This window comes from Dermacoccus nishinomiyaensis, from assembly GCF_900447535.1.
Taxonomy (GTDB): domain Bacteria; phylum Actinomycetota; class Actinomycetes; order Actinomycetales; family Dermatophilaceae; genus Dermacoccus; species Dermacoccus nishinomiyaensis.
Map to the genome: position 1 here is coordinate 1,045,027 of NZ_UFXX01000001.1, position 22,429 is coordinate 1,067,455.

Genomic DNA, 22,429 nt, shown 5'->3' on the forward strand with positions numbered 1-22,429 from the left:
ACAGCCGCGAACCCCTCGGTAGCCTGGGCGTCATGACTGATGCACGCACCGCCTGGGGCTACGGCCTCGCCACCGTGACCGCCGACGGCACCGCGCTCGACACGTGGTACCCCTCCCCCGCGCTCGGCACACCCGACGACGCCACCAAGGCTCCGTCCGCGCTCACCGCCCTCGAGACGAAGGACGACGCGCGCACGGTGACGACGAAGGTCGTGCGCACCGTCATCGACCTCGACGCCGCCCCGGACGACGTTCCCGACGCGTACCTGCGCCTGCATCTGCTCAGCCACCGCCTCGTGCTGCCGAACACCATCAACCTCGACGGCATCTTCGGCCGGCTCGCCAACGTGGTGTGGACGAACTTCGGCCCGTGCGCCGTCGACGACTTCGAGATGACGCGCGCGCGTCTGCGTCAGCGTGGCCCCGTCAGCGTCTTCAGCATCGACAAGTTCCCGCGCATGACCGACTACGTCACGCCCAGCGGTGTCCGCGTCGCCGACGCCGACCGCGTGCGTCTCGGCGCCCACCTCGCCGAGGGCACGACCGTCATGCAGGAGGGTTTCGTCAACTTCAACGCCGGCACGCTCGGGCACTCCATGGTCGAGGGGCGTATCACGCAGGGCGTCGTCGTCGGCGACGGCTCCGACATCGGCGGCGGCGCCTCGATCATGGGCACCCTGTCGGGCGGCGGCACGCAGCGCGTCAGCCTCGGCGAACGCTGCCTGCTCGGCGCCGAATCGGGCCTCGGCATTGCGCTCGGTGACGACTGCGTCGTCGAGGCGGGCCTCTACCTCACCGCCGGCACCAAGGTGACGATGCCCGACGGCACCGTCACCAAGGCCGTCGAGCTCTCCGGTGGCGCCAACATGCTGTTCCTACGCAACTCCGAGACGGGCGCCGTCGAGTGCCGCGCCCGCGCCGGCAGTGGCATCGAGCTCAACGCGGACCTGCACAAGAACTGACGCCACAGGCGGGCATGCGGGGTCGCGGCCATCCGAGCCGCGGCGCCTCGCGGCATTTCATCACCCGTTCAACCCCACGGACCGTCAGCCAGGCGCCACACTGTGAGCGCCCCACGCACGAGGAGACGACGATGACGAGCCACCCCGACCGAACGCACGTGGACGGCCCGAGCCCACGCGAGGACCTGCGGGAGCCGCACGAGACGCGGGTGCCCGTCAGCGAGCGCAAGCAGGTCCGCGAGAGTGGCTTCGACGCCTACTCGGCGCCGGAGCTGCAGGCCGCGTCGTCGATGAGCGGCGCGAGCAGGATGCAGCGCATCGTCGCACTCTTCCTGCTGCTGGGCCTGCTCGCGACGTTCGGGATCTCGTTCATCGGCTGACGCCCGCCGCTCGCCGCTGCGACCGATCGAACCCAGCGCGCGCTCTTGCGTGGGGCGACACCCCCCGTCCCTGACGCGGGGAAGGCCGTCGTACCGGCCGGACGTCAGGCATGATGGAGGGGCTGCTCACCTTCGATGGTGAACAGCCCCTTCGTCCGACGGTGCGAACGCGATCAGCGCCGCGCCGGCGTCACTTCGTCGGGTAGTCGCGCTCGGTCGCGCCGACGTACACCTGACGCGGACGGCCGATCTTCTTCGCCGCGTCCTTGTTCTGCTCACGCCACTGCGCGATCCAGCCGGGCATGCGGCCGATGGCGAACAGGACGGTGAACATGTTCGTCGGGAAGCCCATCGACTTGTAGATGAGGCCCGTGTAGAAGTCGACGTTCGGGTACAGCTTGCGCTGCACGAAGTAGTCGTCCTTCAGCGCGCGCTCCTCGAGGCCCATGGCGAGCTCGAGCTGCTCGTCCTTGCCGTTCTTCTCGAGGATCGAGTGGGTCGCCTTCTTGACGATGGCGGCGCGCGGGTCGTAGCTCTTGTAGACGCGGTGGCCGAAGCCCATGAGCTTCACGCCGTCGACCTTGTTCTTCACCTTGTCCATGAAGTCCTCGGCCGAGTCACCCGTCGACTGGATCTTCTCGAGCATCTCGAGAACAGCAGAGTTCGCGCCACCGTGCAGCGGGCCCGAGAGTGCGCCGATGCCGGCGGTGATCGACTGGAACAGGTCCGCCTCGGCGGAACCAACCATGCGGACGGTCGAGGCCGAGCAGTTCTGCTCGTGGTCGCCGTGCAGCGTGAAGAGCATGTCGAGCGCATCGGCGGTGGCCTGGTCGACGTCGCCGCCGAACATCATGTGCAGGAAGTTCTCGACGTACCCGAGCGAGGCGTCGGGCGCGATGAACGACTCACCGATCGACTTGCGGTACGAGTACGCGGCAAGCGTCGGGACGGCGCCCAGCAGGACGGCCGTCGCCTTGTCGATCGCGGCGTCGTCCTTCACCGACAGCGCGTCGGCGTAGTACGTGCCGAGCGCCGGGACGACGGAGGCGAGGTTCAGCATCGGGTGCGCGCCCTTGGGGAACGCGTCGAAGATCTTCTCCAGGCCCTCGGGCAGGACGGACGCCTTCGCGACGGCCTGGGTGATCTCGTCGAGACGAGCCTGCGACGGCAGCTCACCGTCGATGAGGAGCGCGGCGACCTCGAGGAACGAGGCGTTCTCCGCGACCTGGTCGATGGGGTAACCGCGGTAGCGCAGGATGCCCTGGTCACCGTCGATGTAGGTGATGGCGGACTTGCACGACGCGGTGTTGACGAAGCCGACGTCGAGGGTGACGTTGCCCGTCTCCTTCATGAGCGCCGAGATGTCGTAGCCGCTGCAGCCCTCGACGGCCTCGACGATCGGGAACTCGAGTTCCTTGTCGTCGGCCGTGAACGTGGCGTTGCCCTGAGAAGTCATGTGGGTTTTCCTCCTTGCGGACCGGCAGGGGTGTACCGGGTTAGCGAATGAGACGTTACCTGAGAATTTCCGCTGCTTTTAATCCGCTACCACCGGGTAGATGAAAAACTTTGACTCTCCGTCAACCCGCTGTGAGGCGCCTCACAGCGGCGTCGACCCGTTCGTCGGTGGCCGTCAGCGCGATGCGGACGTGCTGCTCGCCCGCGACGCCGTAGAAGTCGCCCGGCGCAGCGAGGATGCCGAGCTCGGCGAGCGCGTCGATCGACTCGCGGCAGGGGCGTCCCTGCGTCGCCCACAGGTACAGACCGGCCTCGGAATCGTCGATCCGCCAGCCTGCCGCCTCCAGCGCAGGTTTGAGGGCGGCGCGGCGGCGCGCGTAGATCGCCTTCTGGGCGGCCACGTGGGCGTCGTCCTCGACCGCCGTCTTGAGCACCCGCTGCACCGGCCACGGCACGATCATGCCGGCGTGCTTGCGGACGTCGACGAGCTGCTTGACGATCGCGGGGTCACCCGCGACGAAGCTCGCACGGTATCCGGCAAGGCTCGACTGCTTGCTCAGGGAGTACACCGACAGCAGCCCGGTGTGATCTCCACCGCACACGCGGTCGTCGAGAATGCTCGGGGCGCTCAGCTGCCCCGCCTCGCCGGCGCCGTCACGCCAGTCGAGCTCGGCGTAGCACTCGTCGCTCGCGACGATGACGCCACGCGCGCGTGCCCAGTCGACGACCTTCTTGAGGTGCTCGACACCGAGAACCTTGCCGTTCGGGTTGCCGGGGCTGTTGATCCACAGCAGCTTCGGCGCCTGCGGCCCGAACTCGGTGAGGCCCCGCATCGGACGTGGCGTCGCGCCCGCGAGGCGAGCGCCGACGTCGTACGTCGGGTAGGCGACCTCGGGAAAGGCGACGACGTCCCCGGCGCCCAGGCCGAGCAGCGTCGGGAGCCACGCGACCAGTTCTTTAGAACCGACCGTGGGCATGACGCCGTCGGGGTCGACGTGGCTCGCGTTGCGGCGGCGTGCGTACCAGGCGGCGATCGCCTCACGCAGATCGGGGGTCCCCCACACCTGCGGGTAACCGTGGGCGTCGGCGTTGGCCGCGAGTGCGTCCTGCAGGATCTGCGGCGTCGGATCGACGGGCGTGCCGACGCTGAGGTCGACGATGCCGTCAGGGTGCTCACTCGCGCGCGCCTTGGCCGCGGCCAGCGAATCCCAGGGGAAGTCAGGAAGGTTGAGCGCCATGCCGCCATTCTCGCACCTGCCACCGACATCCCCACCCTGCCCGAACCCCCGCGCCGCCAGGGCCGCATGCCCATCGGCTAACGGCGTCCACTCCTGCGATCTTCGTCACCATTCGCGATTTCCGTCCACCTCTGCGAATCACCTCCCCCGCTGCGATCTTCGTCCACTGTTGCGATTTTCGTCCACCTTCGCGGTCGACCCACGTGCTGCGCCGACGACGTAAATGTGGACGACAATCGCCAATGTGGACAGGAATCGCCGGAGGGGACGTAGATCGCGAAGGTGGACGGGATTCGCAGATGTAGACGTAGATCACAGATGGGTGCGGGACACGACGAACCCCCGCACGAGCCGTCAGCAGCTCGCGCGGGGGTTCGATTGGCGCGGGGTTCGAAAGGGCAGGATTCTATTGGCGCGAGCGAGGTTCGCGTGCAGGCACGCAAGCGCCCAGCACCTTTGGGGCACAGACGTCGGCCTGCCGGTCCTCGTCAGGCCTCACCGTCAGCCCTGGCCACCAGCCCTGGTCGTCAGTCCTGGTTCTGCGGGGGCAGGACGGCGATGATCGGGTGATCCTTCTTGATGACGCCCATCTTCGCGGCGCCACCGGGCGAGCCGAGGTCGTCGAAGAACTCGACGTTGGCCTTGTAGTAGTCGGCCCACTCCTCGGGCGTGTCGTCCTCGTAGTAGATGGCCTCGACGGGGCACACCGGCTCGCACGCGCCGCAGTCGACGCACTCGTCGGGGTGGATGTAGAGCGAACGCTCACCCTCGTAGATGCAGTCGACGGGGCACTCTTCGATGCAGGCCTTGTCCTTGACATCGACACAGGGCTGGGCGATGACGTACGTCACGGGTAGCTCCTCGGTGGTCGCGTTGCGCCCGCCGGCCGACCCGTGCAGAGGCGAGATGCGGACAGCGAACGTTCTTGGTATCCGAGCGTCACGGTGCGATGTTCGGATGGTTGCCTCCTAGTATGCCGATGTGCGCGACTCCGCCGAAAACAAGCCCACCCTTGCTTCCACCCTGCGAGAGGGCGCACGGGTCATGATTCGCCGGCGGCTGACAGCCGGCGAGATCGCCGCCGCCGCAGGCACGCTCGACGCGAACGCGACCCTGACGGACATCGTCGGCACCGTCCGCTCCGTCGACGTTGGCCATGTCGTCGTCGACACCCGGCGCGGCGAGGTGCGCGTCGCCATCACGCACATCGTGACGGCGAAGGCGCTCGGCCCACGCCCCGGCCGGCGTGGCGCGCCGCATCGCGCGGTCTCCGTCGAGGATCTCGAAGAGCTCATGACGGACGGCTGGCCGCCCCACGAACGTGAGTGGTTCGGACGCTGGATGCTGCGCGCTGCCGGCGGTTACACCGGGCGTGCCAACTCGGCTCTCGTCCTCGGCGAACCCGGCCCGTCGACGGCCGACGCGCTTGCCACCGTTCGACGCTGGTATGACGCTCGAGCGCTGCCGCCCCTGATCCAGGTGCCTCTCTCACCCGGCTTCTCGGCCGACGACGACCCCCTCGTCCAGGAGGCCACCACTCTCGGCTGGGAGGCGCTCCGCCCGGTACGTGTCATGACGGCCGCGAGCGCCGACGTCGCTGCGGCTGCGCGGCGCACGTCGACCAGCTCGAGGCGCACGAACGTCTCCCCCGCCCTCGACGACGCGTGGTGGTCGCTCGCCGATGACCGGGCCCGCACGCACGAGAGTGACGCCCGGCGCGTCCTGGAAGGCTCCGAGAAGCAGGTCTTCCTCGCGCTCACGCCGCCCGTTGACACGGACGGCATCACCTCCGGTGCGGCGGGCGCGCCCTCGGGAGCCGTCGCCCACGCTCGCCTGGCGCTGTCGCCGGGATGGGCCGGAGTGTTCGCCCTCGCCACCCGCCCCGACGTCCGCCGTCAGGGCCTCGCACGACAACTCCTGCGCGCCTGCGCCGACGAAGCGCTGCGCGCCGACGAGGCGTCGATGTACCTGCAGGTCGCCGCCGACAACGCACCGGCCATCGCTCTGTACGAATCGCTCGGCTTCACGACGCACCACAGGTACGTCTACCTCCAGCCGAACTGACCACCGAGGCACCGACCTCCGCGATCATCGCCCGGATTCGCGTCGCGCACGACGCGAATCCGGTCAGAGATCCACGCGCGCAGGCAGGGCGATGCCTCGAGAGACGCCGTTGACCCCCCTGCCCGCACTCAGGGCTCAGACGCCCTGACCACCTTGAGCGTCGTCGAGCAACTGCGCGAGGTGGATACCGCGATGTTCGGTGAGGTCGGCGATCTGGGTGCGGCACGAGAACCCATCGGCGAGCAGCGCAGCGTCGGGCTTGGCGTCCATCGCCGGCAGCAGCTGTTGTTCGGCGACCTTGACGCTCACCTCGTAGTGCCCCTGCTCGACGCCGAAGTTGCCTGCGAGGCCGCAGCATCCGCCGAGTTGCTGCAAGTTGGCGCCGGCGTCGCGCAACAGCGCGGCATCGGGCGACCAGCCCATCACCCCGTGATGGTGGCAGTGCGGCTGCGCGACCACGTCGACACCGGACAGGTCGGGCGCCGTCCACCGGTCGTCACCGGCGAGGAACTCCGCGAGCGTCGACGTCGAGCGCGCCACCAGCGCGGCGTCCTCGTCGCCGGGCAGTAGCTCGGCGGCGTCACCGCGCAGCACGGCCGTGCACGACGGTTCGAGCCCGATGACGGGCACGTGACGACGCACGACGGGCGCGAGGTCACCGATCAACCCGCGCAGTTGCTTCTTCGCCCCGTCGAGCTGGCCCGTGGAGATCCACGTCAGACCGCAGCAGCCGGCGCGTTCGACGACGAACGGTTCCCAGCCTGCGCGCCGCAGCACACGAACCGCGGCCTGACCGACCTCGGGCGAGAAGTGGTCGGTGAACGTGTCGACCATGATGACGACGGCGTTGTCCGGCACCACGCCACGACGGTCGGCGTCCTCGAAGAACCCGACATCGTTCGTGCGGCACCAGTCACGGAACGACTCACGCGCCAACGACGGCACCGAGCGTCGCGGATCGACGCCGGCGAGCTTCTTGAGCACCGGCACCTTGCCCGTCACCGCGAGCGCCAGGTTGAACACGCCGGACGCCTTGTGTCCCAACCGAACCCAGCGCGGAAGCTGCCCCAACGCGTAGTGCGAGCGCGGACGCACGCGCCCCTTGTACGTCTGATGCAACACCTCCGACTTGAACGCGGGCATGTCGATACCCGTCGGGCAGTCCGATGTGCAGCCCTTGCACGACAGGCACAGATCGAGCGCCTCGTGCACCTCCGGCGAGCGCCAACCGTCGTTGACGAAACCGCCGGAGAGCCCGCCCTGCACCATCTCCTGCAGCAGCCGCGCGCGTCCGCGCGTCGAGTCCTTCTCGTCACCGGTCGCCGCGTAGCTCGGGCACATGACGTTCGTCGTCCCGATCGTGCTCGCGCGGCACTTGCCGATGCCGGTGCAGCGGTGGACGGCGCGCGCGAAGTCGCCGCCGTCATGCGCGTACGCGAGTGCGAGGTCCTTCGTCAGTGGCGGTACGTGCGCCATGCGGACGTCGGCCGCCGCCGGCGCGGGATCGACGAGGACGCCCGGGTTGAGCAGGTTCGTCGGGTCGAAGATCTCCTTGACGCCGGCGAACAACGCGAGCGCCTGCGACGAGTACATCGAGCTGAGGTACTCGCTGCGGGCGCGCCCGTCGCCGTGCTCACCGGACATCGACCCGCCGTAGCGCGCCACGAGCTGCGCCGACTCGTCGAGGAATTCGTGCAGCACCTGCGTGCCGCCCGGCGCGCTGAGCGGAAAGTCGATGCGGATGTGCAGGCACCCGTCGCCGAAGTGTCCATACGGCAACCCGGAGAGGTCGTAGGTGTCGAGCAACGCGTCGAAGTCACGCAGGTACGCGCCAAGCTTTTCGGGCGGGACGGCGGCGTCCTCCCAGCCGGGCCACGCGGGCAGGTCCTTCGGCGAGCGCCCCGCAAGGCCGGCGCCGTCCTCACGCACCTTCCACAGCGCACTCGTCTCCGCGGCGTCGAGCACGACGCGCCCGTCGATCGCCCCGCAGCCGACGAGACACGCCTCGGCGCGCGCGAGCACCTCGTCGCGATCGTCGCCGGCGATCTCGACGAGCAGCCACCCCGACCCCTTCGGCAGCGCCGGGACGGCCTGCGCGCCGCGCCGCGCGATGAGGACGTCGACGAGCCGCCGGTCGATGCCCTCGCACGCCGTCGGCGTGAACTGACGCACGAGCGGCGCGGCGTCACCGGCGGCCGGCATGTCGTCGTAGCCGAGGACGACGAGGATGCGGAACGCCGGTTCCGTCACGAGCCCGACAGTGGCCTCCGTCAGCACCCCGAGCGTGCCCTCGGTGCCGGCCATGAAGCGTGTGACGTCGAACCCGCGTTCCGGCAGCAGCGTCTCCATCGCGTAGCCGGAGACCTGACGATCGAAGCGCCCGAACTCCTGCCGGATCGTCGCGAGGTTCGCGCCGACGAGGTCGTCGAGGCGCCCAAGGGAGGGGTGCGCGGCGGTCAGCGCGTCGCGCGACGCCCCGTGATCGAGGCGCACGAGCTCGCCCCCCGCCGTCGCCATCTCGAGCGAGAGCAGGTTGTCGCTCGTCTTGCCATACGCGAACGCCCGCGACCCGCACGCGTTGTTGCCGATCATCCCGCCGATCGTGCATCGCGTGTGCGACGACGGGTCCGGCCCGAAGCGCACCCCGTGCGGCAGTACCGCGCGCTGCAGGCTCTGATGCACCGCGCCGGGTTCGACGACGGCGCGCCGGTTCGCGACGTCGAGGTCGAGCACCTTGTTCATGTGCGTGCTGAAATCCATGACGATGCCGGGCCCGACGGCGTTGCCGGCGCATGACGTGCCCGCGCCGCGTGCGGTGATCGGCACGCCCAGACTGCGCGCGACGGCGAGGGTCTCGAGCACGTCATCGGTGTGGCGCGGACGCACGATCGCGCGCGGCAGCACGCGGTACAGGCTCGCGTCGCTCGAGTACGCGGCACGCTCGACACCGCTGACGAGGACGTCGGTGACCTCGTGATGACGCAGCTCGTGCGCGATGCGCCCGACGTCGATCGTGGCGGCATGCGCCGTGACGTCGGCGGCGGGCGTGAACGGGATGCTCGGCGTACTCACGCGTTCATTGTGCCGCGCCGCACCTGGGCGCGTCGGGCAGCGTCGTAGATCAAGACAGGCCCCGGGTTCGTACGGCACAGTGGCGTCATGACGACCGCGACGCACGAAGCTACTGTCGAACAGACCTCCCTGACCACCGATGACGGCCTGACGCTCGCCGCGACGTGGCACCGACTCGCCGTCTCGTCGGCTGACGAATCGTCGGCTGGCGACTCGTCTGACGAAGGCATGCCAACCGGCCGCGCGCCGAAGCGTCCCGTCGTCATCGCGGTGCACGGCTACCCTGACGACCAGCGGGTCTGGGACGCGATGATCCCCCACCTCATCCCGCGCGCCGACGTCCTCACCTACGACACCCGCGGGTCGGGCCGTTCCGACGCGCCGCCGTCACACGACGGCTACGCACTCGACAAGTTGCGCCGCGACGTCGATCGGGCCGTCACCGCAGCCGCCGAGAACGGGCATGAGGTCCATCTGCTCGCCCACGACTGGGGTTCGATCCAGGCCTGGCAGGCCGTGACGGACGACGGCGCGGCCTCCTGCGTCAGCAGCTTCACGACGATCTCGGGCCCATGTCTCGATCATGCGTCGCGCTGGATGCACGCGATGGCCCGTGGTTCGACCCACGATCGTCTGCTCCTCGCGCAGCAGGCCGCGTCGTCGACGTACATCGCGTTCTTCCAGACCCCGCTGCTTCCGGAACTCGTCATCCGCAGCGGCGCGTTCGGCCGGCTGTTGCAGCGCGGCGACGGTGCCGAGCGCGAGCGCCGCGACATGCTCGATGGCCTCGAGCTGTACCGCGCCAACATGGGGCTGCGCCGGCACGGCTCCAGCGCGGACGCGACCTCCGGGCCACGTCGCACCGACGTGCCGACTCAGATCGTCGTGCCGACGAAGGACCGCTACGTCCGCGAACCCATCGCCACGTACGGCGCGGCCTACGCCGCGACGTCCCGCGTGCGGCGTCTCGACGCCGGGCACTGGGCCGTGCGCTCGCACGCCGGCGACGTCGCCGACCTGGTCATCGAGCACGCGGGCCTGTAAGACCGGCGCGCCGACATCACGACGAGCCGACGCAGGTGATGATGTCGTCGGGTTGGTACTTCGTGTGGATCTTGTCGGTGCGCACCACGTTCGAGCCCTTCTTGAGGGTGCGCCACACGTCGACCTGGAAGCCTGGCGTGCCGTTTCCGACGGAGTTCTCGCACCCCTTGACGTCCTTCACGGTGCGTTGCTTCGGCTGCACCACGTCGGTCTTCGGCCCCGTCTTCGTCGACACGTCGTACTGGCGTGTGCCGTAGAAGTCCATGACGACCTTGTTGCCGCTCGTGCCCGCCTTGATGAGGATGAGGTGGCCGGTGTCGTTCGTCCACGTGTTGTCGACGCCGGGGTTCCACAGGGTTGCCTCACGACCCATCGGGTAGCGATCGATGTAGACGTCGTGCGGGGTGTGCTCGTCGAGCTGCACGCCCGCGAAGAACGCCGTGTTGTAGAGCACCGTCGAGACCTGGGAGACGCCGCCGCCCATGCCGTCGACGTGGATGCCGCCCTGCAGCGTGCCCGCCTCGACGTAGCCCTTCTCCTTCGTCAACGAGTACCCCAGGGCACGCAACAGTGAGAACTGCTCACCGGGTCTGACCACCATCCCGTTGAGCGTCGCGAGCGCCGTCTCGATGTTGTGGGTGCGCGCGGCGTTCTCGGCGCCGCCGGGCAACTTGGACTCGAAGTGCGCCATCGACGTGGTGGGCAGCGACGAGACGTCGATGTCCTTCTCGGTCACCTGCGGCTGCATCGGCTTCATGGGCAGGTTCGCGACGTGGTTGCCCGTCAGTGCTGCCGCGACGACCGACTGCACCTTCGAGGCGTCGATCTGCTGGCCGGCCTTGCCCGGCTGCACGCTCGGCTTCCCGTCCTTCCACACGACCTTCGCGTCCGTCGCGATGTCGTTCTGCATGTCGGTGCTGCGCTCGAGGACGTGGGCGAGCAGTGCGTCCGCGTCGACCTTGATGGAGGGCTGTCCGTGCGCGTCCGTGTCGGAGGAGATGACCTCGGAGACATCGGAGGGTTTCATCGTCACGGTCTCGCCATTGGCCTTGACCTGCAGCGGCTCGGACATCGCCTTCTTCGCATCGCCCGCCGCGAACGCGGTGACGGCGTCCTGCGTCGCGTCGGCCTGCTTGTCGACGAGCTTCGTGGTGTAGGCCGTGGTGCCCGGCCAGTGCTCGGCGACGTCCTTCGCGACCGCCTTCTCGTCGACGCTCTTGCCCGGCGCGCCCTTGACGACGACGACCTCACCGTTGATGAACTTCACCTTGCCCTGCGTGGGCGCGCCCTTGATCGAGGTGCCCGCCGAGCTTTTGACGAGACGCGCCAGCGCCGCTTCGTCGACCGTGTACCGCGGCGTGACGGCGCCGCCGTCACCGCTGATGTGATGGATGAGGCGGGTAGGCGACAGGCTGAACCCGGTGACGCCGTCGAGCGTGCGCGCCACGTCCGGCTTCCATGCGCTGGACGGCTCGAACGCGAACTTCTGCCCGTCGGCCGTGACGGTGGCCTGCTGCTGCGCCCCCGGGCCCGGCAGGCCGGAGACCTGACGCGAGGCCTGTTCCATCGTCATCCCGCCGATGCTGCGGCCTGCGACGGTGGTACCGCCCGCGATCGTGTCCTTGTAGTGGTAGCAGGCCCCGACGTAGCCGATCGCCGCCACGGCGAGTACACCGGCGCCCCCGAACCAGGCCAGATGCCTGCGCCGACGCGTGCCGTCCGGCTGCGTCGCCTGCACCTGCTCGTCGTCCGCCACGGTGACCTCCTGCATGTCTCGAACCCGCGAAAACCCCGCGCCACGGGTCGCACCATTGCACCACGAACGGCGGCGTCCGACGATCTGGGCACGAGCGACGCGTCAGCGCAACCGGCCGAATGCGCCCCGGTAATACGTGAGGGCGTCCTCGGGAGCGTCGCCGACGGCGAGCGTCAGCACCTCACCGACGACGATCGTGTGGTCGCCCGCGTCGAGGGTCGAGACCGTGCGGCACTCGAACTCCGCGAGGGCGTCGTCGACGAGGGCGAGGCCCGTCGCGTCACCGCGGTGGTGCGGCACGCGGTCGAGCTGGCCGTGCAGCGGACGCCCGCGCGTCGCGAGCCACGACGCGATCGGCTTCGCACTGGCACCGAGCAGGGAGACCGCCCATTCGCCGCGCTCCATGACCGCCTCGAAGAAGCGGGCCTCGCGTTCGACGCTGATGAGCATGAGAACAGGGTCGAGCGAGACGCTCGTCAACGAGTTGATCGTCATGGCGTGGTCGATGTCGCCGACGCGCGTGGTCACGACGCTGACGCCCGTGGCGAGACGGCCGATGGCCTTGCGGTAGTGGTCGGGGTCGACCGGTTCGTGGTGGGAGGTCATGCGATCAGCTCCGGGCGGGTCGCGCTCGGCGTGGCGTTCTCGGCGCCGACGATGCGGCGGCGAGCGCGGGCGTCGTACTCGGTGAACCCCTCACGTCCTGAAAGACGTGCGGCGACGTCGTTGGAGAGCGCGTAGACCTCGTCGGCGACGCTGACCTGCGTGCGGTGCTCGCGCAGCGCCTTGATCTGGAGGCTGACGGCCGCGTCATCGACGACCGCGTGCGTCACCTCGTCGTCGGGCACGACGGACGGCGGGTAGGCGTCGCCGCGCTCGGGGAGGACGAAGCCCGTCTCCCGGAGGAACTCGGGCGAGCACATCGCGTGCAGCCAGGCGCGGTCCTCCTGTGCCCACGACTGCGGCGTCAGGGTGATGAACAGCCTCGGACGCGCGGTCGATGCGGCGAGCGCGGCGACCGTCACCTCGTGCGCGCGGATGTGGTCGGGATGGCCGTAGCCGCCCTGCTCGTCATACGTGACGACGACGTCGGGCGCGAGCGCGTCGACGTACGCGGCGACGTCGGCAGCGACGGCCTCGATGTCGGCGCCCGTGAACGCCCGGGGGTGGGATGCCGACGGCGTGCCTGCCATGCCCGAATCGCGGTACGTGCGCGCCTCAGGGCGGTTCGCGAGGGCGCGGAAGGCGTCGTCACCGAGGACGACCGACGACGTCACCCCCATCGCCGTCATCGCGCGGCGCAGTTCCTCGCGACGCACCGGAGCGAGCTCGTCCGCGACGTCGTCGGGACGCGCTGAGCCGGCGGGCAGTTCGAGGTGCTTGAGGTCGTCAGGGATGACCTCGCCCTCCTCCCCCAGCGTGCAGGTGAGCACGTGCACCTCGTCACCCCGCGCGACGTGATGCGCCATCGTCACACCCGTCCACAGCGATTCGTCATCAGGATGCGCATGCGCGAAGAGAAGCCGAGCCATGAGGTCAACCTTCGTCCTCCACGCGCCGAAACGCAAAGAGCGCAGTGGCTGCATGCCTGGGGTCGAAGGCTCAGCGGCGGTAGCGCGCCGCCCCGTCCTCGAACCGGAACCCGATCGGAAACGCCATGGTGATGACGCCATCGGCGTAGTTCACATGCACCGTCGGCCCACTCTGCCGCCTCCTCGGCCGTCGCGAACACCCTGAGGACGGTGTTGTGGGGCGTCTCGTCGTGCTGAACGATCCAGACGCCCTCCCGGTTCTTGTTCATGGCCCCACTCTGCCGCACGCGAAACGGCCGGCCACCCTCGTTCGAGAGTGGCCGGCCGTTCGTCGATCGTCAGCTGATCAGGTCAGCTCTTGTTCGCGTTGCGAACACGCGACGCGGTGCGCGCGCGCTCACCGGCGTTGAGCACGACCTTGCGGATGCGCACGGCCGTCGGGGTGACCTCGCAGCACTCGTCCTCACGGCAGAACTCGAGGCTCTGCTCGAGGGAGAGCTGACGCGGCGGGATGACCTTCTCGAAGTTGTCGGCGGACGACGCGCGAACGTTCGTCAGCTTCTTCTCCTTGGTGATGTTGACGTCCATGTCGTCGGCGCGGCTGTTCTCGCCGACGATCATGCCCTCGTACACCTCGGTGCCCGGCTCGACGAACAGCGTGCCGCGCTCCTGCAGGTTGACCATCGCGTACGACGTGACGGGGCCCGTGCGGTCGGCGACGAGCGACCCGGCGACGCGCGTCGTGATGGTGCCCGCCCACGGCTCGTAACCCTCGGACGTCGAGTGCGCGATACCCGTACCGCGCGTCTCGGTGAGGAACTCGGTGCGGAAGCCGATGAGGCCACGCGCCGGGACGACGAACTCCATGCGGATCCAACCGGTGCCGTGGTTCGTCATCTGCTCCATGCGGCCCTTGCGGGCAGCGAGCAGCTGCGTGATGGCGCCGAGGTACTCCTCGGGCGTGTCGACCGTAAGGCGCTCGAACGGCTCGTGCAGCTTGCCGTCGATCTCACGCGTGACGACCTGCGGCTTGCCGACGGTCAGCTCGAAGCCCTCGCGGCGCATCTGCTCGACGAGGATGGCGAGCGCCAGCTCACCGCGGCCCTGCACCTCCCAGGCGTCGGGACGCTCGGTCGGCAGGACGCGCAGCGACACGTTGCCGATGAGCTCCTTGTCGAGGCGGTCCTTGACGAGACGCGCGGTCACCTTCGTGCCGCGCTCCTTGCCGACGAGCGGCGAGGTGTTCGTTCCGATCGTCATCGAGATCGCGGGCTCGTCGACCGTGATGAGCGGCAGCGGCTCCGGGTTCTCGGCGTCGGCGAGGGTCTCGCCGATCGTGATGTCGGGGATGCCGGCGACGGCGATGATGTCGCCGGGGCCCGCGGCCTTCTCGGACGGCTTGCGCTCGAGGCCCTCCGTCATGAGCAGTTCGGTGATCTTCACCTTCTGCTGCGTGCCGTCGGCCTTGCACCACGTCACCTGCTGGCCCTTGGCGATCTCACCGTTGAACACGCGCAGCAGCGCGAGTCGGCCGAGGAAGTTGTCCGAGTCGAGGTTCGTCACGTGCGCCTGCAGCGGCGTGCCCTCCTCGTACGTCGGGGCGGGGATCGTCTCGAGAATCGTCTTGAACAGCGGCTCGACGGAGTCACCCTCGGGCAGGCCACCGTCGTCGGGACGCACGGTCGAGGCGATGCCGTTCTTCGCCGACGCGTAGACGATCGGGAACTCGATCTGGTCCTCGTCCGCGTCGAGATCCATGAACAGTTCGTAGACCTCGTCGATGACCTCGGCGATGCGGCTGTCGGGACGGTCGACCTTGTTGATGCACAGGATGACGGGCATCTTCGCGTCGAGGGCCTTGCGCAGCACGAAGCGCGTCTGCGGCAGCGGACCCTCGGAGGCGTCGACGAGCAGGACGACACCGTCGACCATCGACAGACCGCGCTCGACCTCACCACCGAAGTCGGCGTGACCGGGGGTGTCGATGATGTTGATCGTGACGAACTCACCGTCGTCGAGGCCCGCGACCTCCTTCGCGGCGGGGCCCGCGTAGTGGATCGCGGTGTTCTTCGCGAGGATCGTGATGCCCTTCTCACGCTCGAGGTCACCGGAGTCCATGACTCGCTCTCCGGTGGTCTCGACGGTGGCGCGCTCGGCGAACACGCCGGCCTGCCAGAGCATCTTGTCGACGAGGGTGGTCTTGCCGTGGTCGACGTGGGCGACAATGGCGACGTTGCGAACGTCGTTACGAGACTTCAAAGCCATGCTTGCCATTGTCGCAGGGTTTTCGACCTGCCGGGGACGCGGTCCATCCGAGGCTCCGCACGACGGCGCGCACAGGGTGCGGATGATGGACGCACCTGATGGTTCGACCGGCCGCAAGGCCGTGCCCTCGGGGTGCGGGCTGAGCCGAAGCCACCGTGACCGGACTCATCGAAGCCTCACCTACGTGGCGCTCGCATCGTCGATCGCGCACGATGCGCGTCATGACGACCATGACTCCCCACAGCGGCGAGGCCCACGACGCCGGGCATGCCGCGAAGCTCAACTGGCTGCGCGCCGGCGTTCTCGGAGCCAACGACGGCATCGTCTCCGTCGCCGGCCTCGTCATGGGTGTCGCCGGAGCGACGGCTGAGCGCACCCCCATCATCATCGCGGGTGTCGCGGGCATCGTCTCTGGTGCGCTGTCGATGGCCGTCGGCGAGTACGTCTCCGTCTCGACGCAGCTCGACAGCGAGAAGGCGCTCCTCGCCAAGGAGAAGCTCGAGCTCGCCACGATGCCCGACGAGGAACTCGCCGAACTCACGCAGATCTACGTCGACAAGGGTCTCGACGAGCCCCTCGCTCGCGAGGTCGCCGTCCAGCTCACCGAGAAGGACGCGCTGCGGGCGCACGCCGACGCCGAACTCAACCTCGACCCCGACGACCTCGCGAACCCGTGGACGGCCGCCGGTGCGTCGTTCGTGTCGTTCGCCCTCGGTGCTCTCATCCCGCTACTCGCGATCCTGCTGCCGTCGCCGTCACTCAGGGTGCCGGTGACGGTCGTCGCCGTCGTCATCGCGCTCGCGATCACCGGCTTCGTCAGCGCGCGCATCGGTGGCGCCCAGCGCGGACGCGCCGTCGCCCGCAACGTCGGTGGCGGCGTACTCGCCATGGCCATCACCTTCGGCGTCGGTTCGCTCGTCGGCACGGGCGTCGCCTGAGCTGTCTGACCTGAGCGGCTGTCTGACCTGTACGACCGGTGGGTCTGCCCGGGTGTCCGCATCTGCCCGGCTGACGCTGCAGCTGCTCGACTTTTGCGCATCTGCGCGAGGAATGTGACGCACATTCCTCGCGCAGATGCGTATTTCTCGCGCAGCTGGGTTTGGTTCAGTGAGTGGCTGGCCCCCGCGGGGAGTTCCATCAGGACACGAGGTGCTGCGCCGCCCGCGTCGATGTGACGAGTTGTCCACAGGGCCTCAGCGGCCGGGCCTCATTCTCGACCAGGCTGGGCTCATGACGACGATCCCCCGCGCGAGCGCCGGCGGCGCGGTCCGCTCCGACACCGCCCCTCAGGACGCTCGGGCCTTCACTCCGAACGACACCGCCGCGAGCGTCCGCCACCCGGTCCACCCCGATACCGACCCCTCACCGAACGCCCGTGGTGCGGCCGCCTCCGACGCGAGCGCCGCCGGCGTGACGATTCCCGACGTGCTCCTCGCACTGTCACGGCTGGGGCATTTCACGCGGGCGCAGGCCCTGGGCGCGGGCGTCACCGATTCGCAGTTGCGACGCTGGGGGCAGGCGGGTGTGCTGACCCGTCTCGGTCAGGGTCTCTACGCCGTACAGCCCGCGCCCGGCATGGCCGGTGGCGTCACGCGCACAGATAGGCCAGACGACCCCTGGCAGGCAGCCCGTGAGGATCCCCTGCGGCGGGCGGTCGCACTGCTCGAGGCCATTCCCGGCAGCTACCTCACCGGTGTGACGGCCGCGCTGGCCCGCCAGCTGCCGGTGCTCACCATGCCGACCACGGTCGAGATGCCCCGTCGCCCGTACGGACCCAGCACCCGCCCCGGCCTGGAGATGCGTCGGCCGTGGGGCGCCGGGCCGGCCGACGTCCCCATCGTCGGCATCGCGCGGCCCGTGTAGGGCCTGGCCCAGGTCGGCATCGACATCGCGGCCCACCACGGCATCCCCGACGGTGTCGTCGTCGCCGACGCAGCTCGCCGTCTGGGCCTCGACGCCGATGCCCTCGTCGCCGCGGCGGACGCCTTCGGAACTCGCGCGGGCGCTCATCATGCCCGAACGGTGGCACGGTTCGCGGATCCGCGAACCGAGTCGGCTGCGGAATCACGGGCCCGCTGGGTGCTGGCGACGTTGGCGTACACCGTCATCCCGCAGTTCGAGGTGTACGACGCGCACGGACGGTTCGTGGCGCGCGCCGACTTCCTCGTGGCGGGGACGAACGTCATCGTCGAGGTCGACGGGCTGCTCAAGTACACCGACCGCGAAGCGTTGCGCCGCGAGAAGCTCCGCGAGGTCGCCCTGCAGCGACTCGGCTACCACGTCGTCCGCGTGCTCTACCGCGACCTCGACCACCACGAGCGCGTGAGGTCACTCGTGCGCGAGGCCGTCGCGCTTGCGGCACGAGCCTCCTGAACGAGCGACCTCGGGCGGGCACCCGCCGCGCCGTTGAACGAGCGGGCCACCCGCCTCACCGCGCCACGAGAGCCCAGCTGCACGAGAAATGTGCATCTGCACGAGGAATGTGCGGCACATTCCTCGTGCAGATGCACATAAATCGAGCAGCTGATCCGTCGGCCCGCCGGCCGCACGTCAGCGTCGGGCCTGTGCACCGGCCGCGGGGGCTTCAGCCGTCGCGCGGGTCGACGAGACCGGAGCCCTCGGGCGCGTGGGCGGGGTCGGTGCCACGTTCGACGATACGGTTGTCGCCGTCGACGAACACGACACGCGGCTCGTGCGTCGCGACCTCGTCGGGGCCGAACATTCCGTACGCGATGAGGATCACGGTGTCCCCCACCCCGACGAGGTGAGCGGCGGCACCGTTGATGCCGATGCGCCCCTCACCCGCAGGGCCGGCGATGACGTAGGTAGTGAGTCGGTGGCCGTTGTCGACGTCGACGATGTCGATCTGCTCGCCCTCGACGAGGTCGGCGGCCTCCATGAGGTCGGACGAGATGGTGCACGAGCCGACGTAGTGCAGGTCGGCGTGCGTGACGGTCGCGCGGTGAATCTTGGCTCGCATCAGGGTGCGCAGCATGAGGGCCTCCTCGTCGAAACGGCCTCAAGCGTACGTCCACGAGGCGTCGTCCCCCAGGAAGCGGAGGACCGCCACCCTGCGGCAGGCGATCACCGACGTCTCGACAGGTCACCCCAGAGGCGGAGGCCCACGGACTCGCACGTCGCGTGGCGGCGTGATGGGATCGAGCCATGCCCCGACTCGGTGACCTCTCCGCCCTGGCCGGCCGCTCGTTCGCGGCCGTGCTGTTCGACAACGACGGCACGCTCGTCGACTCGACGCCCGCCGTCATCCGCTCATGGGTGGCGTGGGCGCGCGAGTACGACATCGACCCGCACCTGCTCTGCCAGCATCACGGGGTGCCGGCGTCGGGCATCATCGCGCAGATCGCGCCGCATCTGAGCCCCGGCGAGGCGGAGGTCGCGCTGGCCCGCATCACGGCGATGGAACTCGCAGACACGGACGGGGTCGTCGCGCTGCCCGGAGCCGTCGACGCGGTCGCGGCGCTGCTGCCCCGTCGGTGTGCGGTCGTGACGTCGGCGACGCATGAACTTGGGTTGGCGCGCCTGCAGGCCGCGGGCATCCCGCTCCCGGACGTGGTCGTGACGTTCGACGACGTCGAGCACGGCAAGCCGCACCCCGACCCGTTCCTCGTGGCTGCCGAGCGTCTCGGGGTCGCCGCCGAAGAATGCCTTGTCGTCGAGGACGCACCAAGCGGTCTGCGCGCGGCGAAGGCCGCAGGATGCGCGACGCTCGCGCTGACGTCGACGACGAACGTCGCCAACCTCGACGCGACAACGGACGCCGACGCAATCGTCGATTCCCTTGCTGCTGTTCGCTTTTCAGTGACGAACTCTACGGTGCAGATCGCGACACCTTGACCCTGCGGGGCGGCGCGGCACCGCACCCCCGCGGGCTCCTGTCGAGGCAGTACAGCCTGAATACACGCGGCGGAAACTCCCAAGCTCGGGCCCCGGAGGCCCGCGGGGTCGCGGGTCGGCTGCCAAACTCCCAAGCTCGGGCCTCTGAGGCCAGCGGTCACGTGACGAGCCCTCCCCGCCTGTCATTCGATGTTCATGTTCACTGCACCGGCAAGGTGCTCCACACGACGGAACAGACCGGGCCGGCGGCGTAGCGTTGAGGTCATGAGCGATCGCGTTGTTCTCATCGGTGCCGGTGACGTCGGGGTGGCGTACGCGTACGCCCTCGTCAACCAGGGTCTCGTCCACGAGTTGTCCATCATCGACATCAACACTCAGAAGGTGACGGGCGAGGTGATGGACCTCAACCACGGCGTCGTGTGGGCGCCGTCGCCGACGCGCGTGACGGTGGGGTCATACGACGACTGCGCCGACGCCGACCTCGTCGTCATCACCGCGGGTGCGGCGCAGCGCCCGGGTGAGACGCGGCTCGACCTCGTCGGGCGCAACGTCGAGATCTTCCGCTCGATCGTCGGCTCCGTGATGGATACGGGTTTCGACGGCATCTTCCTCGTCGCCAGCAACCCGGTCGACGTGATGGCCTACGCCACCTGGAAGTTGAGCGGTCTGCCGTCCGAGCGTGTCATCGGTTCGGGCACGACGCTCGACTCGGCGCGCCTGCGTTTCATGCTCGGCGAGCTGTACGACGTCGCACCGTCGAGCGTGCACGCGTCGATCATCGGTGAGCACGGCGACACCGAGGTGGCCGCACTGTCGTCCGCGAACGTCGCGGGCGCGCCGCTGTCACGCGACCTCGAGAGCGTGCCGGGGCGCCGTGAGGAGATCGAGCGTGTCTTCACCGACACGCGTGAGGCGGCCTACCGCATCATCGACGCGAAGGGTTCGACGTCGTACGGCATCGGCATGGCCCTCGCGCGCATCACCCGCGCCATCCTGCGCGACGAGTACACTGCGCTGCCGGTCTCGACGAAGCTGCACGGCACGTACGGCATCGACGACCTGTTCATCGGTGTGCCCACGGTGCTGGGGCGCAGCGGAGTCAAGAGCGTCGTCGAACTCGACCTGAACGACGCCGAACGCGACGCCCTCGCCCACTCCGCCAAGGTACTCAGCGGCGTCGTCGACTCGACGGGGCTACGCGACTGAACGCTCCGAGACGACGACAGACGACGAAAGGGGTTGTGGAGGTTTGCGCGTCTGAGCGCACGAACCTCCACAACCCCTTCGCCGGTGGGAGGGCTCGTCAGGCGGACGGGTGCGTCATGTCGGCGGGCACGACCCAGCGGTCGAAGTCCTCGCCCGTCACGTCGCCGGACGCGAGCGCCGCTTCGCGCAGCGTCGTGCCCTCCTTGTGCGCCTTCTTAGCGATGGCGGCGGCCTTGTCGTAGCCGATGTGACGGTTGAGCGCCGTCACGACCATGAGGTTCGAGGCGAGGTTGGCGTCGATGCGCTCCCGGTTCGGCTCGATGCCACGTGCGCAGTGCGCGGTGAACGAACGACACGCATCCGAGATGAGGCGGATGCTCTCCAGCACGGCGTGCGCCATGACGGGCTTGAACACGTTGAGCTGGAAGTTGCCCTGCGAGCCGGCGAAACCGACCGTCGCGTCGTTGCCGAACACGCGGGTGGCGACCATCGTCATCGCCTCGCACTGCGTCGGGTTGACCTTCCCCGGCATGATCGAGCTGCCCGGCTCGTTCTCCGGGATGACGAGTTCGCCGATACCGTTACGCGGCCCGGACGCGAGCCAACGCACGTCGTTCGCGATCTTCATGAGCGCCCCGCCGAGCAGCCTGAGCGACGAGCTGACGGCGACGAGCTCGTCGTGCGCCGACAGCGACGCGAACAGGTTGTCGGCCTGGTGGAAGCTCTCGCCCGTGATCTCGGAGATCTTCTGCGCGGCGAGCATGCCGAAGTCGGGGTGCGCGTTGAGCCCCGTACCGACGGCGGTGCCACCGATCGCGAGCGCCCGCGTCGCCTGCTCGGCCTGACGCACCTGCGACAGCGCGAAGTCGAGCTGCGCGACCCAGCCGCCGATCTCCTGACCGAGACGGATCGGCGTCGCGTCCTGCAGGTGGGTGCGCCCGACGCAGATGACGTCGTCGAACTCCTTCGCCTTGGCGTCGAGCACGTCACGCAGCTCGGTGACGGCCGGATAGAGGCGCTCGACGAGGTCGAGGACGACGGCGATGTGCATCGCCGTCGGGAACGTGTCGTTCGACGACTGACCACGGTTGACGTGATCGTTGGGGTGAACGGGCTTCTTCGAGCCGCGCTCTCCGCCGGCGAGTTCGATCGCGCGGTTGGAGATGACCTCGTTGGCGTTCATGTTCGACTGCGTGCCCGAGCCTGTCTGGAACACGACGAGCGGGAACTGATCGTTCAGCTTGCCGTCGATGACGTCGTCCGCGGCCCTCTCGATGAGCTCCGCGACGTCCTTCGGGAGCTGCTCGAGATCGGCGTTCGCCTGCGCGGCGGCCTTCTTGAGGATGCCGAGTGCCCGCACCATGACGGGCCCCCACACGAACGTGTCACGGCCGATGTCGAAGTTCTCGATGCTGCGCTGCGTCTGCGCGCCCCAGTAGGCGTTCTCGTCGACCTCGATCTGACCCATGCTGTCGGTTTCGATGCGCTTGACCATGCCTCCAGCTTAGGCACGCCTCACCACGATCGCGAACGCCCGGAGGGGTGCGCGGCGAGGCCACCCTCGTCGTCAGCGCCCAGCCGTAACCCTCTGCGTCCTGAT

Annotated in this window: 19 protein-coding genes; 9 read left to right on the forward strand and 10 right to left on the reverse strand. The window is 69.1% G+C overall.

The genetic code is table 11. The features are described from left to right. Positions 1–32: 32 nt before the first annotated feature. Both dapD and DYE07_RS04915 read left to right on the forward strand, forming a co-directional pair. Positions 33–962, forward strand: a complete 930-nt coding sequence (dapD, locus tag DYE07_RS04910; protein WP_115296461.1) for a 2,3,4,5-tetrahydropyridine-2,6-dicarboxylate N-succinyltransferase — start codon at positions 33–35, stop codon at positions 960–962. A 131-nt stretch (positions 963–1,093) separates the two neighbouring features. Continuing rightward, positions 1,094–1,342, forward strand: coding sequence for a hypothetical protein (locus DYE07_RS04915; protein WP_006947437.1), 249 nt, complete (start codon positions 1,094–1,096; stop codon positions 1,340–1,342). Positions 1,343–1,532: 190 nt separating this feature from the next. Here DYE07_RS04915 and DYE07_RS04920 read toward each other — a convergent pair whose 3' ends face one another. From DYE07_RS04920 to fdxA, 3 genes are all read right to left on the reverse strand, one after another. Then, positions 1,533–2,798, reverse strand: a complete 1,266-nt coding sequence (locus DYE07_RS04920) for a citrate synthase (protein ID WP_115296462.1) — start codon at positions 2,796–2,798, stop codon at positions 1,533–1,535. 121 nt (positions 2,799–2,919) lie between these two features. Then, the gene (gene dapC / locus DYE07_RS04925; RefSeq protein WP_038567239.1) at positions 2,920–4,035 is read right to left on the reverse strand and encodes a succinyldiaminopimelate transaminase; all 1,116 of its coding nucleotides are present in this window, start codon (positions 4,033–4,035) and stop codon (positions 2,920–2,922) included. 527 nt (positions 4,036–4,562) lie between these two features. Next, positions 4,563–4,886 carry a ferredoxin gene (gene fdxA / locus DYE07_RS04930; protein WP_006947414.1) on the reverse strand — a complete coding sequence of 108 codons (324 nt, stop codon included), beginning with the start codon at positions 4,884–4,886 and terminating at the stop codon, positions 4,563–4,565. Between the two features lie 193 nt (positions 4,887–5,079). On the opposite strand from fdxA, the gene DYE07_RS04935 reads away from it, so the two are divergent. Continuing rightward, entirely contained in the window at positions 5,080–6,099 is a 1,020-nt protein-coding gene (locus tag DYE07_RS04935; protein ID WP_115296463.1) for a GNAT family N-acetyltransferase, read from the forward strand. A 135-nt stretch (positions 6,100–6,234) separates the two neighbouring features. Here DYE07_RS04935 and DYE07_RS04940 read toward each other — a convergent pair whose 3' ends face one another. Further along, positions 6,235–9,171, reverse strand: a complete 2,937-nt coding sequence (locus DYE07_RS04940; RefSeq protein ID WP_202775052.1) for an FAD-binding and (Fe-S)-binding domain-containing protein — start codon at positions 9,169–9,171, stop codon at positions 6,235–6,237. A gap of 87 nt (positions 9,172–9,258) precedes the next feature. Between DYE07_RS04940 and DYE07_RS04945 the strand changes: the two genes are divergently transcribed. After that, entirely contained in the window at positions 9,259–10,215 is a 957-nt protein-coding gene (locus tag DYE07_RS04945; protein WP_115296464.1) for an alpha/beta fold hydrolase, read from the forward strand. Positions 10,216–10,231: 16 nt separating this feature from the next. On the opposite strand, the gene DYE07_RS04950 is transcribed toward DYE07_RS04945, so the two are convergent. The 4 genes from DYE07_RS04950 to typA all read right to left on the reverse strand — a co-directional run bounded on the left by DYE07_RS04950 (position 10,232) and on the right by typA (position 15,768). Continuing rightward, entirely contained in the window at positions 10,232–11,986 is a 1,755-nt protein-coding gene (locus tag DYE07_RS04950) for a VanW family protein (RefSeq protein WP_115296465.1), read from the reverse strand. A gap of 87 nt (positions 11,987–12,073) precedes the next feature. Beyond that, positions 12,074–12,577 (reverse strand): flavin reductase family protein, encoded by a 504-nt coding sequence (locus tag DYE07_RS04955; protein WP_006947412.1) that lies wholly within the window; start codon positions 12,575–12,577, stop codon positions 12,074–12,076. Beyond that, complete coding sequence (locus tag DYE07_RS04960; protein WP_115296466.1) at positions 12,574–13,503, reverse strand: PIG-L family deacetylase; 930 nt, start codon at positions 13,501–13,503, stop codon at positions 12,574–12,576. The genes DYE07_RS04955 and DYE07_RS04960 overlap by 4 nt, the downstream gene beginning before the upstream one ends. A 351-nt stretch (positions 13,504–13,854) precedes the next feature. Next, complete coding sequence (typA, locus tag DYE07_RS04970; protein ID WP_040015152.1) at positions 13,855–15,768, reverse strand: translational GTPase TypA; 1,914 nt, start codon at positions 15,766–15,768, stop codon at positions 13,855–13,857. A gap of 212 nt (positions 15,769–15,980) precedes the next feature. Here typA and DYE07_RS04975 point away from each other — a divergent pair, with 212 nt between their 5' ends. The 3 genes from DYE07_RS04975 (at position 15,981) to DYE07_RS04985 (ending at position 18,141) form a co-directional block, all read left to right on the forward strand. Continuing rightward, entirely contained in the window at positions 15,981–16,706 is a 726-nt protein-coding gene (locus tag DYE07_RS04975; RefSeq protein ID WP_202775061.1) for a VIT1/CCC1 transporter family protein, read from the forward strand. A gap of 292 nt (positions 16,707–16,998) precedes the next feature. Next, positions 16,999–17,631, forward strand: a complete 633-nt coding sequence (locus DYE07_RS04980; RefSeq protein ID WP_172462945.1) for a type IV toxin-antitoxin system AbiEi family antitoxin domain-containing protein — start codon at positions 16,999–17,001, stop codon at positions 17,629–17,631. A gap of 159 nt (positions 17,632–17,790) precedes the next feature. After that, positions 17,791–18,141: a DUF559 domain-containing protein gene (locus DYE07_RS04985; RefSeq protein WP_172462946.1), complete on the forward strand. Its 351-nt coding sequence runs from the start codon at positions 17,791–17,793 to the stop codon at positions 18,139–18,141. A gap of 211 nt (positions 18,142–18,352) precedes the next feature. On the opposite strand, the gene panD is transcribed toward DYE07_RS04985, so the two are convergent. Further along, complete coding sequence (gene panD / locus DYE07_RS04990) at positions 18,353–18,763, reverse strand: aspartate 1-decarboxylase (protein ID WP_006947480.1); 411 nt, start codon at positions 18,761–18,763, stop codon at positions 18,353–18,355. A gap of 170 nt (positions 18,764–18,933) precedes the next feature. On the opposite strand from panD, the gene DYE07_RS04995 reads away from it, so the two are divergent. Both DYE07_RS04995 and DYE07_RS05000 read left to right on the forward strand, forming a co-directional pair. After that, on the forward strand, positions 18,934–19,623 hold the full coding sequence (locus tag DYE07_RS04995; RefSeq protein WP_115296469.1) for an HAD family hydrolase: 690 nt from the start codon (positions 18,934–18,936) through the stop codon (positions 19,621–19,623). Positions 19,624–19,887: 264 nt separating this feature from the next. Then, a complete protein-coding gene (locus tag DYE07_RS05000; RefSeq protein ID WP_006947407.1) occupies positions 19,888–20,829 on the forward strand; it encodes an L-lactate dehydrogenase in 942 nt (313 codons plus the stop codon). A 97-nt stretch (positions 20,830–20,926) separates the two neighbouring features. Here the strand turns inward: DYE07_RS05000 and fumC are convergent, their stop codons facing one another. Continuing rightward, positions 20,927–22,324 carry a class II fumarate hydratase gene (gene fumC / locus DYE07_RS05005; RefSeq protein ID WP_062255828.1) on the reverse strand — a complete coding sequence of 466 codons (1,398 nt, stop codon included), beginning with the start codon at positions 22,322–22,324 and terminating at the stop codon, positions 20,927–20,929. Positions 22,325–22,429 lie beyond the last annotated feature (105 nt).

Bases quoted from the DNA above. Each gene is read 5' to 3' on its own strand.
- dapD (WP_115296461.1), top strand. From the start codon at position 33: ATGACTGATGCACGCACCGCCTGGGGCTACGGCCTCGCCACCGTGACC.
- DYE07_RS04915 (WP_006947437.1), top strand. From the start codon at position 1,094: ATGACGAGCCACCCCGACCGAACGCACGTGGACGGCCCGAGCCCACGC.
- DYE07_RS04920 (WP_115296462.1), bottom strand. From the start codon at position 2,798: ATGACTTCTCAGGGCAACGCCACGTTCACGGCCGACGACAAGGAACTC.
- dapC (WP_038567239.1), bottom strand. From the start codon at position 4,035: ATGGCGCTCAACCTTCCTGACTTCCCCTGGGATTCGCTGGCCGCGGCC.
- DYE07_RS04935 (WP_115296463.1), top strand. From the start codon at position 5,080: ATGATTCGCCGGCGGCTGACAGCCGGCGAGATCGCCGCCGCCGCAGGC.
- DYE07_RS04945 (WP_115296464.1), top strand. From the start codon at position 9,259: ATGACGACCGCGACGCACGAAGCTACTGTCGAACAGACCTCCCTGACC.
- DYE07_RS04950 (WP_115296465.1), bottom strand. From the start codon at position 11,986: ATGCAGGAGGTCACCGTGGCGGACGACGAGCAGGTGCAGGCGACGCAG.
- DYE07_RS04955 (WP_006947412.1), bottom strand. From the start codon at position 12,577: ATGACCTCCCACCACGAACCGGTCGACCCCGACCACTACCGCAAGGCC.
- DYE07_RS04960 (WP_115296466.1), bottom strand. From the start codon at position 13,503: ATGGCTCGGCTTCTCTTCGCGCATGCGCATCCTGATGACGAATCGCTG.
- typA (WP_040015152.1), bottom strand. From the start codon at position 15,768: ATGGCTTTGAAGTCTCGTAACGACGTTCGCAACGTCGCCATTGTCGCC.
- DYE07_RS04975 (WP_202775061.1), top strand. From the start codon at position 15,981: ATGCGCGTCATGACGACCATGACTCCCCACAGCGGCGAGGCCCACGAC.
- DYE07_RS04980 (WP_172462945.1), top strand. From the start codon at position 16,999: ATGACGACGATCCCCCGCGCGAGCGCCGGCGGCGCGGTCCGCTCCGAC.
- panD (WP_006947480.1), bottom strand. From the start codon at position 18,763: ATGCTGCGCACCCTGATGCGAGCCAAGATTCACCGCGCGACCGTCACG.
- DYE07_RS04995 (WP_115296469.1), top strand. From the start codon at position 18,934: ATGCCCCGACTCGGTGACCTCTCCGCCCTGGCCGGCCGCTCGTTCGCG.
- DYE07_RS05000 (WP_006947407.1), top strand. From the start codon at position 19,888: ATGAGCGATCGCGTTGTTCTCATCGGTGCCGGTGACGTCGGGGTGGCG.
- fumC (WP_062255828.1), bottom strand. From the start codon at position 22,324: ATGGTCAAGCGCATCGAAACCGACAGCATGGGTCAGATCGAGGTCGAC.